The 16,785-nt window shown below is 65.2% G+C and carries 17 protein-coding genes, 1 tRNA gene and 1 pseudogene; 12 read left to right on the top strand and 7 right to left on the bottom strand.

Annotated elements, in window-relative coordinates; translation table 11 throughout:
• The 7 genes and pseudogenes from X742_RS168025 to cobT all read left to right on the top strand — a co-directional run bounded on the left by X742_RS168025 (position 1) and on the right by cobT (position 6,357).
• Positions 1-1,242, top strand: a complete 1,242-nt coding sequence (locus X742_RS168025) for a bifunctional cobalt-precorrin-7 (C(5))-methyltransferase/cobalt-precorrin-6B (C(15))-methyltransferase (RefSeq protein ID WP_023769771.1) — start codon at positions 1-3, stop codon at positions 1,240-1,242.
• A complete protein-coding gene (locus tag X742_RS168030) occupies positions 1,239-1,625 on the top strand; it encodes a cobalamin biosynthesis protein (protein WP_023769770.1) in 387 nt (128 codons plus the stop codon). Before X742_RS168025 ends, X742_RS168030 begins: the two co-directional genes overlap by 4 nt.
• On the top strand, positions 1,622-2,386 hold the full coding sequence (gene cobM / locus X742_RS168035) for a precorrin-4 C(11)-methyltransferase (RefSeq protein WP_023769769.1): 765 nt from the start codon (positions 1,622-1,624) through the stop codon (positions 2,384-2,386). The genes X742_RS168030 and cobM overlap by 4 nt, the downstream gene beginning before the upstream one ends.
• Positions 2,383-3,201, top strand: coding sequence for a uroporphyrinogen-III C-methyltransferase (gene cobA / locus X742_RS168040; protein WP_023769768.1), 819 nt, complete (start codon positions 2,383-2,385; stop codon positions 3,199-3,201). The genes cobM and cobA overlap by 4 nt, the downstream gene beginning before the upstream one ends.
• The gene (locus tag X742_RS168045) at positions 3,198-4,511 is read left to right on the top strand and encodes a cobyrinate a,c-diamide synthase (protein ID WP_023769767.1); all 1,314 of its coding nucleotides are present in this window, start codon (positions 3,198-3,200) and stop codon (positions 4,509-4,511) included. Before cobA ends, X742_RS168045 begins: the two co-directional genes overlap by 4 nt.
• A 4-nt stretch (positions 4,512-4,515) precedes the next feature.
• Positions 4,516-5,292 (top strand): adenosylcobinamide-GDP ribazoletransferase, encoded by a 777-nt coding sequence (locus X742_RS168050; RefSeq protein WP_023769766.1) that lies wholly within the window; start codon positions 4,516-4,518, stop codon positions 5,290-5,292.
• A gap of 47 nt (positions 5,293-5,339) precedes the next feature.
• A pseudogene (gene cobT / locus X742_RS01000000169465) lies at positions 5,340-6,357 on the top strand (nicotinate-nucleotide--dimethylbenzimidazole phosphoribosyltransferase).
• Between the two features lie 518 nt (positions 6,358-6,875).
• Here the strand turns inward: cobT and X742_RS168055 are convergent.
• Both X742_RS168055 and X742_RS168060 read right to left on the bottom strand, forming a co-directional pair.
• Positions 6,876-6,951, bottom strand: a tRNA-Lys gene (locus X742_RS168055).
• Between the two features lie 106 nt (positions 6,952-7,057).
• Positions 7,058-7,966, bottom strand: coding sequence for a PhzF family phenazine biosynthesis protein (locus X742_RS168060; protein WP_023769765.1), 909 nt, complete (start codon positions 7,964-7,966; stop codon positions 7,058-7,060).
• A gap of 100 nt (positions 7,967-8,066) precedes the next feature.
• On the opposite strand from X742_RS168060, the gene X742_RS168065 reads away from it, so the two are divergent.
• The 4 genes from X742_RS168065 to X742_RS168080 all read left to right on the top strand — a co-directional run bounded on the left by X742_RS168065 (position 8,067) and on the right by X742_RS168080 (position 11,649).
• On the top strand, positions 8,067-9,353 hold the full coding sequence (locus tag X742_RS168065; RefSeq protein ID WP_023769764.1) for an efflux RND transporter periplasmic adaptor subunit: 1,287 nt from the start codon (positions 8,067-8,069) through the stop codon (positions 9,351-9,353).
• A gap of 4 nt (positions 9,354-9,357) precedes the next feature.
• Positions 9,358-10,065, top strand: coding sequence for an ABC transporter ATP-binding protein (locus tag X742_RS168070; RefSeq protein WP_023769763.1), 708 nt, complete (start codon positions 9,358-9,360; stop codon positions 10,063-10,065).
• Complete coding sequence (locus X742_RS168075; protein ID WP_023769762.1) at positions 10,062-11,279, top strand: ABC transporter permease; 1,218 nt, start codon at positions 10,062-10,064, stop codon at positions 11,277-11,279. The genes X742_RS168070 and X742_RS168075 overlap by 4 nt, the downstream gene beginning before the upstream one ends.
• 130 nt (positions 11,280-11,409) lie before the next feature.
• The gene (locus X742_RS168080) at positions 11,410-11,649 is read left to right on the top strand and encodes a hypothetical protein (protein WP_023769761.1); all 240 of its coding nucleotides are present in this window, start codon (positions 11,410-11,412) and stop codon (positions 11,647-11,649) included.
• On the opposite strand, the gene X742_RS168085 is transcribed toward X742_RS168080, so the two are convergent.
• Both X742_RS168085 and X742_RS168090 read right to left on the bottom strand, forming a co-directional pair.
• Positions 11,646-12,362, bottom strand: a complete 717-nt coding sequence (locus tag X742_RS168085) for a hypothetical protein (RefSeq protein WP_023769760.1) — start codon at positions 12,360-12,362, stop codon at positions 11,646-11,648. The genes X742_RS168080 and X742_RS168085 overlap by 4 nt on opposite strands.
• Positions 12,363-12,440: 78 nt before the next feature.
• Positions 12,441-13,553: an endonuclease/exonuclease/phosphatase family protein gene (locus X742_RS168090; RefSeq protein WP_023769759.1), complete on the bottom strand. Its 1,113-nt coding sequence runs from the start codon at positions 13,551-13,553 to the stop codon at positions 12,441-12,443.
• A gap of 191 nt (positions 13,554-13,744) precedes the next feature.
• On the opposite strand from X742_RS168090, the gene X742_RS168095 reads away from it, so the two are divergent.
• Complete coding sequence (locus tag X742_RS168095; protein WP_023769758.1) at positions 13,745-14,326, top strand: BA14K family protein; 582 nt, start codon at positions 13,745-13,747, stop codon at positions 14,324-14,326.
• A gap of 78 nt (positions 14,327-14,404) precedes the next feature.
• Here the strand turns inward: X742_RS168095 and ilvC are convergent, their stop codons facing one another.
• The 3 genes from ilvC to X742_RS168110 all read right to left on the bottom strand — a co-directional run bounded on the left by ilvC (position 14,405) and on the right by X742_RS168110 (position 16,709).
• Entirely contained in the window at positions 14,405-15,424 is a 1,020-nt protein-coding gene (gene ilvC, locus X742_RS168100) for a ketol-acid reductoisomerase (protein ID WP_013531065.1), read from the bottom strand.
• A 24-nt stretch (positions 15,425-15,448) separates the two neighbouring features.
• Positions 15,449-16,102 carry a TetR/AcrR family transcriptional regulator gene (locus X742_RS168105; RefSeq protein ID WP_023769757.1) on the bottom strand — a complete coding sequence of 218 codons (654 nt, stop codon included), beginning with the start codon at positions 16,100-16,102 and terminating at the stop codon, positions 15,449-15,451.
• Positions 16,103-16,250: 148 nt separating this feature from the next.
• The gene (locus X742_RS168110; protein WP_023769756.1) at positions 16,251-16,709 is read right to left on the bottom strand and encodes a MarR family winged helix-turn-helix transcriptional regulator; all 459 of its coding nucleotides are present in this window, start codon (positions 16,707-16,709) and stop codon (positions 16,251-16,253) included.
• Positions 16,710-16,785 lie beyond the last annotated feature (76 nt).

Genomic DNA, 16,785 nt, shown 5'->3' with positions numbered 1-16,785 from the left:
ATGCCTGCTGAGGGTCCCCGCGCCGCCAAGCCCAACCCGAGATGGCTCACAATCATCGGCATCGGCGAGGACGGTTTAGCGGGTCTCGGCGACGAGGCCAAGCGGCGGATCGCCGAGGCGGAGTTCATCTTCGGTGGCAAGCGGCACCTGGCGCTCGTCGCTTCCTTCGCCAAGGGCAAGCCGCGTCCCTGGCCGGTTCCTTTCGATGCAGGGATGACCGATGTCCTGGCGCTTGCCGGCAGGAACGTCTGCGTGCTCGCCTCCGGTGACCCGTTCTTCCACGGGGTCGGCGCCACCCTCGCCCGCAAGGTCAAGCCGCGCGAGATGAATGTCATATCAGCGCCGTCGGCGATGTCGCTGGCCGCGGCGCGGCTTGGCTGGGCCCTGCAGGATATCGAGACCATCTCACTGCACGGCCACCCGATCGACCTCATCCGCCCGCTGCTGCAGCCCAACGCCCGCATCCTGGCGCTGACATCCGATGGCTTTGCTCCGGCGGCAATTGCCCGGCTGCTCGCCGAGCTCGACTTCGGGGCTTCGCGCCTGACGGTGCTGGAGGCATTGGGCGGGCCGAAGGAGACATTGCGCTCGGCTCGCGCCGATGCCTTCGACCTCCAAAACATCAATCCGCTCAATGTCCTGGCCATCGAAATTGATTCGGCCACGCAGGCGCGTGTGCTGCCGCTCACATCCGGCCTCGCCGACCATCTGTTCGAGCATGACGGCCAGATCACCAAGCGCGAAATCCGCGCTATCACCCTGTCGGCGCTGGCGCCGAGGCGCGGCGAATTGCTGTGGGATGTCGGCGCCGGCTCGGGCTCGATCGGCATCGAATGGATGCTCGCCCACCCTTCGCTGCGCGCCATCGCCATCGAGGCCGACCCGGCTCGCGCCGCCCGCATCGCTCATAACGCCGTCGCCTGCGGCGTTCCCGGCCTCGTCATTGTGGAAGGCAGCGCGCCCAAGGTCCTGGCCAGACTGGAGACACCTGATGCCATCTTCATCGGCGGCGGCGGCAGCGACGCCGGCGTCTTGAATGCCGCCATCAGAGCCTTGCGCGCAGGCGGCCGTCTTGTCGCCAACGCGGTGACGTTGGAAATGGAAGCCCTGCTCCTCGCCCAGCACACAAAGCGCGGCGGCGACCTCACCCGCATCGGCATCTCCCGCGCTTCGCCGGTCGGCTCCATGCAGGCATGGCGGCCGGCCATGCCCGTCACGCAATGGAGTTGGGTGAAGCCATGATGGTCGCGGGCATCGGCAGCCGAAGGGGCGTCACCGTCGAGGACGTGCTCGCGGCGATAGAAACAGCGCTCGAAGCGCATGGCCTGCCGATGTCGGCTCTTTCGGCACTGGCCACCGCGGCGCTCAAGAAGGATGAACAAGCAATCGCCGCCGCTGGTCGCAAGCTGAACCTTCCCGTCATTATCGTTGATGACGCAGCCCTTCAGGCCGCCTCGCCGGGGACGCTAACCAGCTCCAGCCTCTCGCGGGAGCTGGCGGGCACACCATCCGTCTCGGAAGCCTCGGCCCTTGCCGTCGCCGGCAAAGGCGCGACCCTGCTCGGGTCCCGCACCGTGCTCGGTCCGGTCACCTGCGCCATCGCCATCAGCGGAGACGCGCCATGACCGTCCATTTCATCGGCGCCGGGCCAGGTGCGGCCGACCTCATCACGCTGCGTGGCGCAAGGCTCTTGGCGCGTTGCCCGGTCTGTCTCCACGCCGGCTCCATCGTCGCGCCGGAATTGCTGCAGCATTGCGCGCCGGGAACGAAGCTGATCGATACCGCGCCGATGTCGCTCGACGAAATCGAGGCTGAATATGTGGCCGCCGACATGGCCGGCCATGATGTTGCCCGCCTGCATTCCGGCGACCTGTCGGTGTGGAGTGCCGTCGCCGAGCAGATCCGCCGGCTGGAAAAGCATGGTATCCCCTACACGCTGACGCCGGGCGTCCCTTCCTTCGCGGCCGCCGCCGCCGCACTTCGCCGCGAGCTGACCATCCCCGAAGTCGCGCAAAGCCTGGTGCTGACCCGCGTGTCAGGACGTGCGTCGAAAATGCCGCCCGGCGAAACGCTGGCCGGTTTCGGCCGCACCGGCGCCACGCTGGCCATCCACCTTGCCATCCATGCCATCGACCGCGTCGTCGCCGAGCTGACGCCGCACTATGGTAGCGATTGCCCGGTGGCGATCGTCTTCCGCGCCTCCTGGCCGGACGAGCGCGTGCTGACCGGCACGCTGGAAACGATCGAGGCGCTACTGGCCGCCGATCCAATGGAGCGCACAGCGCTCATATTCGTCGGCCGTTCGCTGGCGGCACAAGATTTCGGCGAGAGTTCATTGTACGACGCCCATTACCAGCGGCGTTTTCGCGGACGGGACGGATTGTGAGCGCCAGCACTGGAAACAACGGCGAAAACGCCACGCTCGAACAGGCGCTGGCACGGCTGAACTTCAAGCCGCGTCCGCTGGAGCCGGGCCATGTCTGGCTGGCCGGCGCCGGTCCCGGCGATCCCGGCTGCCTGACGCTGGAGGTGCTGGCGGCACTGGCCGAGGCGGATGCGCTGGTCTACGACGCGCTGGTTTCGCCCGATGTGGTTGCTATTGCCGGAAGCGCCGAGCTTTTCTTCGCGGGAAAACGCGGCGGCCAGCCATCGATGAAGCAGGACGACATCACCGCTCTGCTGGTGCGGCTGGCGCGCGAAGGCCGCCGCGTCGTCAGGCTGAAAGGCGGCGATCCCTATATTTTTGGCCGTGGCGGCGAAGAGGCGCTGGCGCTGGCGCGTCAAAACATCCCTTTCCGGGTGCTGCCCGGCCTGACCTCAGGTCTCAGCGCGCTCGCCGCGACCGGCATTCCAGCCACCATGCGCGGCATCAACAAGGCTGTCATTCTGGCGACCGGCCACGCCGCCGGCACCGATGACGATCTCGACTGGGCGGCGATCGCCCGCACCGGCCAGCCGGTCGTCGTCTATATGGGCATGGCAAATCTGCCTCTCATAGCAGCCGCCCTGCTCGACGGCGGACTGGCGCCATCGACACCGGCGGCCATAATCGTCGCCGCGACGACGCCGCGGGAAAGGACCGTCATAGCCACGCTCGCCACCATTGCCGGGGCAGCGGCGGCGGCCGGGCTCGCCTCGCCGGCATTGATCGTCGTCGGCGGCATCGTCGCCATGCGCGCTGCACTGGCGGGCGGAGCATGACGGCCCGGGCGATCATCATCGGCGCGCCGCGCTCCGGTTCGGGCAAGACCAGCGTCACCATCGGCATCCTGCGCGCACTCACCCGGCGCGGCCTGAAAGTGCGCGGCGCCAAATCCGGCCCTGACTATATCGATCCAGGCTTCCACACCGCCGCCACCGGCCTGTCCGGCGTCAATCTCGACAGCTGGGCGATGTCGCCGTCGCTGCTCAATGCGCTGGCCGCACAAGCAGCCGACGACACCGATTTCGTCATCCTCGAAAGCGCCATGGGCCTGTTCGACGGCATCCCGGCCTCGCTTGGCCGCACCGGTTCGGCTGCCGATCTGGCCCGGCTTTACGGCCTGCCGGTGCTGCTGGTGCTCGACGTCTCCGGCCAGTCGACGACGGCTGCGGCCGTCGCCAAAGGTTTCGCCACTTACGACCCTGATGTGCGCATGGCCGGGGTCGTGCTCAACCGGCTGGGCAGCGAGCGCCATCGCAAGCTGTCCGGCGACGCCATCGAGGCGATCGGCCTGCCTGTCGTCGGCGCCATTTTACGCGACCCCTCGCTTAATTTGCCCGAACGCCATCTCGGTCTCGTCCAGGCCGGCGAATATGAAGACCTGATGGCGCACCTGGACCGGCTCGCCGACATGGCGGAAAAGTCGCTCGACCTCGACGCGGTGATGGCGCTGGCAACACCTCTCGTCCCGGCGGTCGGCGATTTCGCCGACGCGCTGCGGCCGCCTGGCCAACGCATCGCGCTTGCCGAGGATGCCGCCTTCACCTTCCTCTACCCGCACGTCGCCGCCTATTGGCGCAAGGCCGGCGCGGAAATCGTCCCGTTCTCGCCGCTCGCCGACGAGGCGCCGGACGGGGATTGCGACGTCTGCTGGCTGCCCGGCGGCTATCCCGAGCTTCATGCCGGCAAACTCACCGCCGCCGTGAATTTCCATGCGGGGATGGCACGTTTCGCCACGACAAAGCCGATCCATGGCGAATGCGGTGGCTTCATGGTGCTTGGTGAAGCGCTGGAGGATGCATCAGGCGAAACGCATCCCATGCTCGGCCTGCTCGGCCATTCCACCAGCTTCGCCAGGCGCAAGATGAACCTTGGCTACCGCGAGGCACGGCTGCGCGCCGACTGTCCGCTGGGTTCGCAGGGCGCGCTGATCCGAGGTCACGAATTCCACTATGCGCAGATGACGGCCACCGGCAATGACGAGCCTTTGGCCGATCTCGCCGATGGCCAGGGCAATCCGCTCGGCGCCTCCGGCTACCGGCGCGGCCATGTCAGCGGCACCTTTCTTCATGCCATTGCGAGGAGCTAGGGCGATGAAGCTCCCGAAAATCACCCTGTCGCCCCGGCAAGTCCTCGACGACATCGCGCTCTGCCTGGTTTTTTTCACCCGCCTGCCGCTGCCAGTGTTCGATTTTCGTGGCCGGGGCCTCGCCGCCGCGATCTGGGCCGCCCCGATTGCCGGCCTTGTCGTCGGCTTGATCGGCGCCATCGTCTTTGCCACGGCGGAACGGTTTGGCCTTGCCATTGGCCCGTCGGCCGCCCTTGCCCTTGTTGCAACCGTGGCTACCACGGGCTGCCTGCATGAGGATGGATTGTCGGACGTCGCCGACGGCTTCGGCGGCGGCAAGTCGCGCGGGCGCAAGCTCGAGATCATGCGCGACAGCCGCATCGGCGCTTATGGCGCCGTGGCGCTGGCGCTATCGCTGCTGATCCGCTGGAGCGCGCTGTCGCAAGTGGTCGAACCCACACAGGCCCTGTTTGCTCTCGTCGCGGCGCACGCAGCCTCGCGTGGCGTGCTCGGTGCCTTCATGCATCTTTTGCCGCCGGCGCGGTCCGACGGCCTGTCGGCTGGCGCCGGCACCGTTTCGCTCGAAACGGCAATAGCCGGAGCCGTGCTCGGCGCGATTCCGCTGCTCCTCCTCGGGCTTGGCGGCGCCATTGCCGCGCTCATCCTGCTCGGCCTGTTCTTTGCCGCCTTCCACGCCCTTTGCCTCAACCAGATCGAGGGCCAGACCGGCGACGCGGTTGGCGCCTTGCAACAGTTGAGCGAAATCGCGGTGCTGCTCGTCGCTTCCGTCGCGCTCTCTTGATCGCCTTGGCCTGATCCCCCTTGATTCCTTTCCGGAGACCTTCCCCCATGCCCTTCAAATCCCTCGATGAATTGCGCGCCGCCTGCCTCGATCTGCCCGCCGGCAGCGATACCGCTGCAAAGGCCGTTGCAAACCGCCAGGACACGCTGACCAAACCGCAAGGCAGCCTCGGCAAGCTCGAAACGATCGCCGCCTGGCTGGCGCGCTGGCAAGGCCGCGACATGCCCAGGCTCGACCGGGTGAAAGTGTTCGTCTTCGCCGGCAACCACGGCGTCACCGCGCAGGGCGTGTCGGCCTACCCCTCCGAAGTCACCGTGCAGATGGTGGCGAATTTTGCCGGCGGCGGTGCCGCCATCAACCAGCTCGCCCGCATCGCCGGCGCCGAACTCGACGTCATCCCGCTCGATCTCGATCATCCAAGCGGCGATTTCACGCAAGTGGCGGCAATGGATGAGAAGGCCTTCCTCGCCGCTGTCTCGGCGGGCTATGACGCCATAACGAAAGACCTCGACCTGGTCTGCTTTGGCGAAATGGGCATCGGCAACACCACGCCGGCGGCCGCTATTTCGGCGGCGCTATTCGGCGGTGGGGCGGAAAAATGGACGGGGCGCGGCACCGGCGTCGACGATGCCGGCCTGAAGCGCAAGGTGGTCGCCATCGAAGCCGGCCTGAAGCGCCATGCCGCTGCCCTTGCCGACNGCCGACCCGTTGGGGATCGCTGCCAGCCTCGGCGGACGCGAACTCGCCGCCATCTTCGGCGCCACGCTCGCCGCCCGTCACCTCGGCATACCCGTGCTGCTCGACGGCTTCGTCTGCACCGCCGCCGCCGCGCCGCTGGCGAAGCTGCACCCAACTGGCCTCGCCCACACGATTGCTGCTCACGTCTCAGCCGAATCGGGCCACCGCGGCCTGCTCGAAGCGCTGGCCCTGCCGCCGCTGCTCGATCTCGGCATGCGGCTAGGCGAAGGTTCCGGTGCATGCCTCGCCGTCAACATCGTCCGCTCGGCGCTGGAGTGCCACGCTCGCATGGCGAGCTTTGCCGAGGCGGGCGTGTCTGAGAAATAGTCACCAGCGTCAACCGTGGATAAAAGCTTTTCCGGGCGGCGATCTTCCTTTTCTTGCAGTTATTCAGTAACTCTGGTGGATGAAAAACTTGATCCCCTCGCTGCTGCCGCCACTATCGCCGTGCTGCTTGCCGGTATAATTTGGCGTAGCGGGTTTTCGGGTGACGGACCCGGAGACATCCTCCTTGTCCTCTTCCTCATATTGGTCCGGTGGCTCATCAGGGACTTTTCACGAGGAAAGGCCAGCGTTGATGCTGGTCGTCAGAACGCGGACAACGGCATTGGTTTCCGTTTCGGCAAGTTTCTGAATCGCGTTTTTCGGTCGCGGCAATCGCGGTCTTTGACCAACTCGGCTGCCCAACTCGGCTGCCCCAACTCGGCTGCCCCAACTCGGCTGCAAAGTCCGACGGCTCGCCCCACAGGCGGCCCGGCTGCGAAGGCAGCCGAATAGTGACGAAACGAGCGCGGCGATTGAACCGGCTTTTATTCCAAGGTCTTTCCACCAAATCCAAGGATTTTTGGTGGGTGCGCACAGGATTGAACTGTGGACCCGCTGATTAAGAGTCAGCTGCTCTACCAACTGAGCTACGCACCCACTCGACCGGCAAAAACCGGCGTTGGCGGGCATATAGCCGCCGATACCGGTCCTGTCCAGCCCTGCTGGAATCATTTCCCGACAAATCGAGCGGGGCTCTCTCCAATCAGACGAAAAGCTTGCCTTCCGCCACCTTGATCGCATGCCCGCCAATGCGCGCGGACGCCAGTTTTCCGCCTTGCACTGTCAGTTCGAGGCGGATACGCGACGGCCGGCCCATCTCCAGTCCCTGTTCGATCCATAGCTGCGAAACCCCGTCCGTCGGGCCGTCGAAATGCATGATGGCGCCGGCGAAGGCCGCCGCCGCCGAACCGGTCGCCGGGTCCTCGTAGGAAGGCGTGCCGGGAACGATCATGCGGACATGGAAAGCGCTTTCGTGGTTCACCGTTTCGCGGCAATAGACGTACGGGCTGGCGAAGGCCCATTCGCTCTTGCGCGGCGCCAGTTCGGACCACGCCTGGTTGTCCAGCCGGATCCGGCCCGCCGCTTCGAGGTTGGCGACCGGAATGGTCACATAGGGCACGCCGGCCGACCAGAAGGCGACACGGTGATTCTCGAAGCCGATCTCGTGCGGCGCCAGGCCAAGGGCAGCGCCGATCGCCTCCGGATCGGCCTCCAGCTTCAGCGGCTCCGGCAATTTCGCCAGGTCGAACTCGGCGAATGTGGCGTCATCGTGCGTGCTGACCGCGCAACGCACCGGGCCGATGTTCTCTTCAAGCACGAAGATGCCGGCGCCGCCCTCGCCCGCCAGTTCGGCTAGCGCGATGGCCGAGCCCACCGTCGGATGGCCGGCGAACGGCATTTCATAGTCGGGCGTGAAGATGCGGATGCGGTTGCGGTGCTTGGGATTGTCCGGCGGCAACACGAAAACCGATTCGGACAGGTTGAACTCGCGCGCGATGGCCTGCATCGCGGCCGTGTCCAGACCCTTGCAATCCAACACCACCGCCAGCGGGTTGCCGGCCAGTCGCTCGGTCGTAAACACATCGTAAAGCAAGTAATTCCGGGTTTGCATCCTTGCCTCAATCCCAACATGGGCGAAATTTAATTTGATATTCGAACCGGTAAGCCTGATCTGTGCACAGACAGGGACATACGCATCATAGGGGTCCGACGTGGACCAGATTGTCAATCTGCCAAAGGCGGAATCGGATTCCGCCATCGAGACGGCGCTTGGGCTAGACCAGACCGGTCGACGCAGGACGCGCCGGCGTGGCTGGCTCTATGCGTTGCTGACCCTTATCGTGCTTGCCGCCGGCCTTGGCCTCTATCAATGGTATGCGGGCACGCCGACCAGGACTGACTATACCACGGTGCCGGCCGCCAAGGCCGACCTCACCGTCCAGGTGTCGGCGACAGGCACGCTGCAGCCGCTCACCCAGGTCGACATATCAAGCCAGCTCTCAGGCATCATAGGCTCGGTCGCCGTCAACGAGAACCAGCAGGTCAAGAAGGGCGACGTGCTGGCGGCCCTCGACACCGCCAAGCTGCAGGTCCAGATCGAACGCGCCGAAGCGTCCGCGAAGGGGGCGGCCGCCAATGTGGAGGACGCCAGGGTGACGCTCGCCGAGAACGAGAGTGCGCTTGTCCGCGCCGCGGCCCTGACCAAGCGCGGCATGGCAACCGACCAGTCGCTCGAGGCAGCGACCGCGGCGCGCGACCGTTCCAAGGCGGCGCTCGAAAGCGCCGAGGCCAATCTCGCCATCGCCAATGCCGATCTCAAGTCGCAGCAGACCGACCTTGCCAACAGCACCATCTACGCGCCGATCGACGGCATCGTGCTGACGCGTTCGGTCGACCCCGGCCAAACGGTCGCCTCCTCGCTGCAGGCGCCGGTCCTGTTCATCATCGCCGCCGATTTGAGGAACATGGAACTGGTAGCGGCGGTCGACGAAGCCGATATCGGCGCGGTCAAGTCGGGCCAGCATGCCCGCTTCACCGTCGACGCCTTCCCGGAGCGGCCGTTCGATGCCGAAATCCGCGACATCTCCTATGCCTCGGTCACCACGGACGGCGTCGTCACCTACAATGCGCGGCTCGAGGTCGACAACAATGAGCTTCTGCTGCGTCCCGGCATGACCGCCACCGTTTCTGTGGTTACGCGGGAAGCCAAGGGCGTGCTCACCGTGCCCTCGTCCGCTTTCCGCTATCGCCCGGCGCAGCAAGCGGCGCGCGGCTGGAGCCTAAGCGACCTGTTCACCGGCCGCATGGGCCGCGGCAATCGCCAGCGCCAGGCGGCGAAGGCCCCGACCGATGGGTCCCGTACGCTCTATGTGCTGGAGAACGGCCGCCCGCGCCCGGTCAACGTCAAGATCGGTTCGACCGATGGCGAACTGACCGAGATCACCTCCGGCCTGGAGGAAGGCGCGCAGATCATCACCGCTTCGCAGTCGCGGAGCTGAGCCAGTGGCCGCGGGCGCCCCCCTCATCACCTTCGACAAGGTTTGGAAAAGCTACGGCCAGGGCGAAGCCAAGGTGCATGCGCTGGCCGGAGTCGACCTTGCCATCCAGCGCGGTGAATTCGTCGCCATCATGGGACCATCGGGCTCCGGCAAGTCGACGGCGATGAACATCGTCGGTTGCCTCGACACGCCGACGGCCGGGACCTATTCCTTCATGGGCGTCGATGCCGGCCGGCTCGACCGCAACCGCCGTGCCATGCTGCGCAACCTCTATGTCGGCTTCGTCTTCCAGGGCTACAATCTGCTGGCGCGCACCACCGCGGCCGAAAATGTCGAGCTGCCGCTGATCTATCGCGGCGTCGCCGCCCGCGAGCGCCGCGACCTTGCCATGCAGGCGCTGGCCGAGGTCGGCCTTGTCGGCCGGGAGCATCATACGCCGGCCGAATTGTCGGGCGGCCAACAGCAGCGCGTGGCGATCGCACGCGCCATCGTCACTAGGCCGACGCTGCTCGTCGCCGACGAGCCGACCGGCAATCTCGACACCGCACGCACGCACGAGATCATGGAGTTGCTGACGCGGCTCAACAAAGAGCTTGGCCTGACCGTCACCATGGTCACCCACGAAGCCGATGTCGCCGAATATGCCGAGCGCACCATCCGCTTCCTCGACGGCCATGTCGCCTCCGACACCATGAATATGGAGATGGCATGATCTGGGAAACCGTCCGCCTCTCGATGCGCTCGATCCGCCGCAACGTGCTGCGCTCGTTCCTGACCTTGCTCGGCATCGTCATCGGCGTCGCCGCCGTGATTGCCATGCTGACCATCGGCTCCGGCACCACGCAAAAGGTTAAGTCCGACATTTCCAAGCTCGGCAGCAATCTGCTGGTCGTCCGAGCCGGGCGCCCGGCCGGCCCCGGCGGTCCGGGCGGGCTCGACCAGGCGGCGCGGCCGCTGGCGGAAAAGCATCTGGCGGCGCTGGTTGCGCATCTCACCGGCGCCCGCGCCATCTCGCCGGCCGCGCAAAAGCAGGTGCGCGTCATCTTCGGCACCGAGAGCCTGACCTCTGGCGTCACCGGCACCGACAGCGCCTATCTCGACGCACGCGACTGGAAACTGGTGTCCGGCCGCCCCTTCAGCGATTCCGAAACCCGCTCGGGAACCGGCGTCTGCCTGATCGGCGAGACGGTGCGCCAGCAGTTCTTCGGCGCCGGCGATCCCGAGGGTGAGATCATCCGCGTCAACCGCACCTCCTGCAGGATCATCGGCCTGCTCGAGCCGAAAGGCTACACCGGCTTCGGCCAGGACCAGGACAATGTCGTGTTGATGCCGCTCGCCGCCTATCAGCGCCGCATCGCCGGCAATCGCGACATCGACAACATCTACATCGCCGCCGACGACCGCACGCCGACCAGCGACTTGCAGCCGCGCGTCGAGGATATCCTGCGCGATGCGCGCCGTATCACGCCCGACCGCGAGAGCGATTTCGGCATCCGCGACATGACCCAGATCGCCGACGCCATGGCCAGCGCCACCACCACCATGACTGGCATGCTGGGCGCGGTCGCCGGCGTCAGCCTGCTGGTCGGCGGCATCGGCATCATGAACATCATGCTGGTGTCGGTCACCGAGCGCACGCGCGAGATCGGCATCCGGCTCGCCATCGGCGCGCACGAAAAGCACATCCTCATCCAGTTCCTGGTCGAGGCGACGGTGCTGTCGCTGCTTGGCGGCATCATCGGCATCCTGATTGGGCTGGCGCTGGCCGGCCTTGCCTCGGTGACGCTCACCATACCTTTCGCGCCAAGCCCGGCCGTCATTCTGCTTGCCGTCGGCTTCTCGGCGCTGATCGGCATGGTGTTCGGCTTCTTCCCGGCGCTGCGCGGCGCCAGGCTCGATCCTATCGACGCCTTGCGGCACGAATAGCGGCCGAGCCACTCCGCCGCGATCAACAGCTTTCCCCAAGCTTGCACGCTTGCCCGCACCGGCACCGACAGCACTGTCGCGCGCCGGTCGACGATGCTAAGGCAAGACATTTCCAGTCGAGGGACAATGCATGAGCAAGAAGGCACGTCTAACCCTGGTGATGGTGATCATCGAGGCCGCCCTTGCAGGCATATGGTGGTACCTCGCCCGCTACGGCATGGCCAATCCCGATCGGGTCACATCGGATTTCCAGGCGGTCGTCGGCCAGACGATGGGCATGGCGATGGGTGGGCTACTGGGCATCGGTTTCATCTTGTTTTTCGTCGCCGCCCGCAACGACAGCAAGGCGGCGCAAGACAAGATGCGTTAGCCCTCGCGCGCGAAATGCCACTCGATCAGCGGCTTCATATGCGGCGACAGGCCGTCCGGCAGGTCGCCGGCATGGCGGATGATCACCGGCCCCTCGATCTCCGGGTTGGCTTCGGTGGCGACGAAGGCCGAGATTCGTCGCGCGATCTCATCGGCGGGCGCGTCGACATGATAGCGGCGGAAGATGACGGTGCCGCTTGCAGTCGACAGGGCGTGCCAGCGCACACCACGCCTGGCGTTCGACAGGTTTAGCCCGGTCTCCTCGCGCACCTCCCGCATCATGTTGAAATCGACATCGACGAGACCGTCGCGGAAATCGATCGGCTCGAAGGAACCGGCGGCGAAATAGACCCGGCCGGCATTGACGGTTCGCGGTCCCATGCGGATCGCCACCAGCGCGTTGTCGCCGGCCACCAGCACGGCATGGGCATAGGCGTGTTCGGCGCCGGAATTCTCGCGCCGCTTCCGCCATAGCATGAAGGTCGAGTAGTTGACCGCATGGCAGCGGCCGATGAGGCTGCGGTCGCGATAGGCAAGTTCGGAAAGCAGCACCACAGTGCCGTCGAACAGCGCCGGATTGGCCTCTATCTCACTCTGCCAGTTCTCGGCAATCGCCGCCAGATTGTCGACAGCGAATGGATGCGGTGCGGCATCGAGACGGACGTCGATGGCGTCGAGAGGCAGGATGACATTGCGCGGAAGATCGAAGCTCATGCGGATCAAGCCCCGATCCTGCCCATCAGGCCCATACTCCTCATCAGCCCATACTCGTCATCAGGCCCATACTCGTCATCAAGCGATGTCCAGCGTGATCGCCACCGGGCAGTGATCCGAAGCCTTGGGCCGATCCCAGCCGGCGCGCGGGAAGCGCTCGACTTCCTGCCCCGCGGGAAAGATCGTGCGCCAGGGCTGGCCGTTGCGGATGATGTCGGGAACGGCGGTGGCGTTCTTCGCCGCCAGCCCCTTTGACAGCAGGATATAGTCGAGCTGGCACAGATGCCGCTCTTGCGGCCCGCGTGTGTGATAGAAGGTCCAGCGGTTCATTTCCGGCCGCCGCTCGACCACATTTTCACAGAAGCCGCCCGCCGTCAGCACATTGACGCAGGACAGGTTCTCGTCGACCACCTCGAAACGGTAGCCGTCGACCTCATCGCCGGCGACCTTCACCCGCTGGCGGTAATCGTTCATGTCGCCGCAGATCGCCCAGCGCTTGTCGGCCGCGTGTTCCGCCCCGAAACGCTCCTCGATGATGCGCCGCACGGCCTTCGCCTCCGCGACGCGGACCGGCATCGTCGCCTCGCGTCCGTCGAGCCCGTTGCGGGGCGAGCCCATGGACTTGAAATGCACGAGATAGAGCGTCAACGGCACGCCGCCCACCGTGATGTCGACCTCCAGGCAGTCGCGCCGGAAGATGCGTTCATTGGGCTGGTTGCCGAGGGCCGCCAGCTCCGGCGTATGCAACCCGAACTGCTCGTAGGTGACATAGGCGTGGCTGGTCATGCGCACGAATTCGATCGGCTGTCCCTGCGCGGTCTCGTTGCGCATCATCACCGCGACATCGATGCCGCGCGAATCATTGCCCGACGTGGTGTATTTCTGGCGGTAGCCCTGCCCCACCATCTTGAACAGATAGCCGTACTCGAAGGCCTTCAAGGCCTCGATGTTGTCGACCTCCTGCATGCAGATGATGTCGGCACGGGCGGCGGCAATCGCCAACGCCGTCAGCTGCCGCGTGTCGTCGGATTGCGCGATGGCGCGCGCCTGTTCCAGCATCTTGTACTCGGCCTCGCTCTGGATATCGAAGAGCGCCAGCGTGCGATCCTCGTTGAGCTGGTTGCGAAAGCCGGAAAAATCGAACCTGTTCATCAGGTTCTCGACATTGAAGGTGGCAAGGCGCAGCGACATGCGCTGACCTTTGCCTGCAAGAGCGGCGGAAGACAAGATCGCGCGGGACCACAAGCAGGGATCCCTTGGTCCTGATGGCCTTCGCGCTGTGGCTGACGGAACCTTTCCGTTCATCCGCCGTTCAGACGCAAAGGTCCACGGTAAGCCCATTCCCAGGGTAGGCGTGGGGCCTGTTCTCTTGGAGAAGTGCAATGAACGCGCTCTTTTCTTCCACTGTCAAATCCGGGCTGATAGCGCTCGGTATTGTCTCCGGCATCACGGCGCCATCCGCTGCCGGGCCGATTCTGCAGCCGGATGTGTCGATCCCGGCCAGCACCTCCGCGCCGACGGTCACCCCGGTCCGCGAGGGCTGGGCTGGCGGCAACAACGGCGGCGATTGGAGATGGCGCCGGTCAGGCAATTGGAACGGCCGCCACTGGAATGGCGCAGATAACTGGAGCGGCCGCCACTGGAACGGTGGTGGCAACTGGAACGGCGGCGACAACTGGCGCTGGCGCCATGGCCGCCATCATTATCGTGGCGGGCGCTACTATGATGATGGCGCTGCCGCGGTCCTCGGTCTCGGCCTGGGGCTCGGCCTCGGCAGCATGTACAACAACTACAACAACTACGATTACTATGCGCCGGCGCCGCGCCGCTATTATCGCGCCGGCCGGCTGTCGAACGCCCATGTGCAATGGTGCTACAACCGCTACCGCTCGTATCGCGCCTACGACAACACGTTCCAACCCTATAACGGCCCGCGCCAGCAGTGCTGGTCGCCCTATAGCTGAGCTGCCTGCGGCTGATACCAGAAATGAAAACGGCGCCACGTGGCGCCGTTTTCATTATTGATCGCGAAGCGCGAATCCTCAGTTCTTGGCCTTGTCGACCAACTTGTTCTTGGAAATCCACGGCATCATGGCGCGCAGCTTGGCGCCGACTTCCTCGATCTGGTGGCTGTCGTTGTTGCGGCGGATGCCCTTGAAGCGCGACATGCCGGCGCGGTATTCCTGCATCCATTCCGAGGTGAACTTTCCCGTCTGGATGTCCTTCAGCACGCGCTTCATCTCGGCTTTGGTCTCGGCGGTGATGATGCGCGGACCCGACACATATTCGCCCCACTCGGCGGTGTTCGAGATCGAGTAGTTCATGTTGGCGATGCCGCCTTCATAGATCAGGTCGACGATCAGCTTGACCTCGTGCAGGCACTCGAAATAGGCCATTTCGGGCGCGTAGCCCGCTTCCACCAGCGTCTCGAAGCCGGCGCGGATCAGTTCGACCAGGCCGCCGCACAGCACGACCTGTTCGCCGAACAGGTCGGTCTCGCATTCCTCGCGGAAATTGGTCTCGATGATCCCCGAACGGCCGCCGCCGACGCCGCAGGCATAGGACAGCGCGAGATCGAGCGCGTTGCCTGAGGCGTCCTGATTGACGGCGACCAGGCACGGCACGCCGCCGCCCTTCTGGTATTCGCCGCGCACCGTGTGGCCCGGGCCCTTCGGCGCGATCATGACGACATCGACGGTCGACTTCGGCTCGATGAGGCCGAAATGCACGTTGAGGCCATGCGCGAAGGCGATCGCGGCGCCGTCGCGGATGTTCGGCGCGATCTCGTTCTTGTAGATGTCGGCCTGCAATTCGTCGGGCGTCGCCATCATCATCAGGTCGGCCCATTTGGCGGCGTCGGCGACGCTCATCACCTTGAGCCCGTCGGCCTCGACCTTCTTGGCGGTCGCCGAGCCGGCCTTGAGACCGATTGCGATCTCCTTGGCGCCGGAATCCTTGAGGTTGAGCGCATGCGCCCTGCCCTGGCTGCCATAGCCGATGATGGCAACCTTCTTGCCCTTGATCAGGTTGAGATCGGCATCACGATCGTAATAGACACGCATTTTACTTCCTTCCCGTTTTGAAGATCAAAAGCCTTGAGGCCCGTTTTTTGCTCCGAAAAGAGCGAGAAACTGATGCGTCGCGCGGATGGCATCGCCGCCGATCGCCGCCTCAGTCAATTCCAGCCGGTCGCCGAGCAGCAGGCGGATCTGCACATCCCGGCCAACCAGCCCGAAAAAGGTACGGAAGGCCGTCTCGGCATCCGCAAATTCAAGCAGCCCGGCCTGCCGGCCGGCTTCCAGCACTGGCTTCAGCCGCTTGGCCAGTGCAAAGCGCCCATTCTCCAGCACGACGGCGCCGAGATTGTCCTTCCCCGAACCGGCATGGCCGACCGCCACCCTATTGAGCGCGATCGACGTATCGCTGGAGATCACCTTCAACCAGTCGGAGGCAAAGCGCTCCAGGCCCGCCGTGAGCGAGGCAAGGTCAAGCCCCTTGCCGTCGACCGAAGCCACCCGCACTTTCGAGGCCTGCCACTGCACGGTCGCCGTCAAGAGCCCGTCGCGGTCGCCGAACCATTTGTAGAGCGTTTCCTTGGAACAGCTCGCGCGGCGCGCCACGGCGGTCATGGTCAGATGATCGCCCTCCTCGACCAGCAGCCGCAAAGCCGCATCCAGAACGGCCTGCTGCCGCTCCGTCAGCGCCTCGCTGTTGTCGATGTCGGGCACGTCTTGCAACACGCTCTTCCCTCGGCAGGACAAAGCAGGGCGTGAATTCGACCTGCCGTACCGTACGTTACGGTTCGGCATATTGCGCAATCCGGTGAGCAGCGCAAGGGCAAAGAAGCAAAATCCGCCGATGTTCCGCGCAGCCGCGCAATCCGGATGCTCAGTCCGTAGTAGGCGGATGACGCAGGCGGCCCAGCAGTGCCGAGATCATGCTCAGTTCATCCGGCGAGAGTTTGGCACCAACCAGTTCCTCGATCGACCTGCCGTAGATCGCCCACATGCGGCGGCGCGTCTCACGTCCCTTGGCCGAGACGCGGATGGTCTGGCCGCGGCCATCGTCGGCCACCGGCAGTTTCTCGACCAACCCGTCGGACTCGAGCCGGGCCAATAGCCGCGAGATGTTGTACTGCGCGAACAGGGTGCGTTCAATCAATTGAAACGGCCGCAACCCGCCCTCTCCGGCCTCCGCAAGCTCATGCAGCACGTCGTACCAGGCGAGCGGCGGCAGGCCGCCCTCCTTCAGCGCGTCTTCGGCCCGTTCCATTAGTTGGCGCGAAACCCGCATCAGGCGGGCCCAGGCCTTGATGGTTTCAGGCGAAGGCTTGGCTTTTTCCGTCATGGCTTACCATAGGCGATAGATGCAGATGCATCAAGCTTGACGTTCAATGCACATGCATCTACATAAATGCAATTGC

The sequence above is a fragment of the Mesorhizobium sp. LNHC229A00 genome, assembly GCF_000502415.1.
Taxonomy (GTDB): domain Bacteria; phylum Pseudomonadota; class Alphaproteobacteria; order Rhizobiales; family Rhizobiaceae; genus Mesorhizobium.
This window is presented reverse-complemented; position numbering and strand designations above follow the sequence as displayed.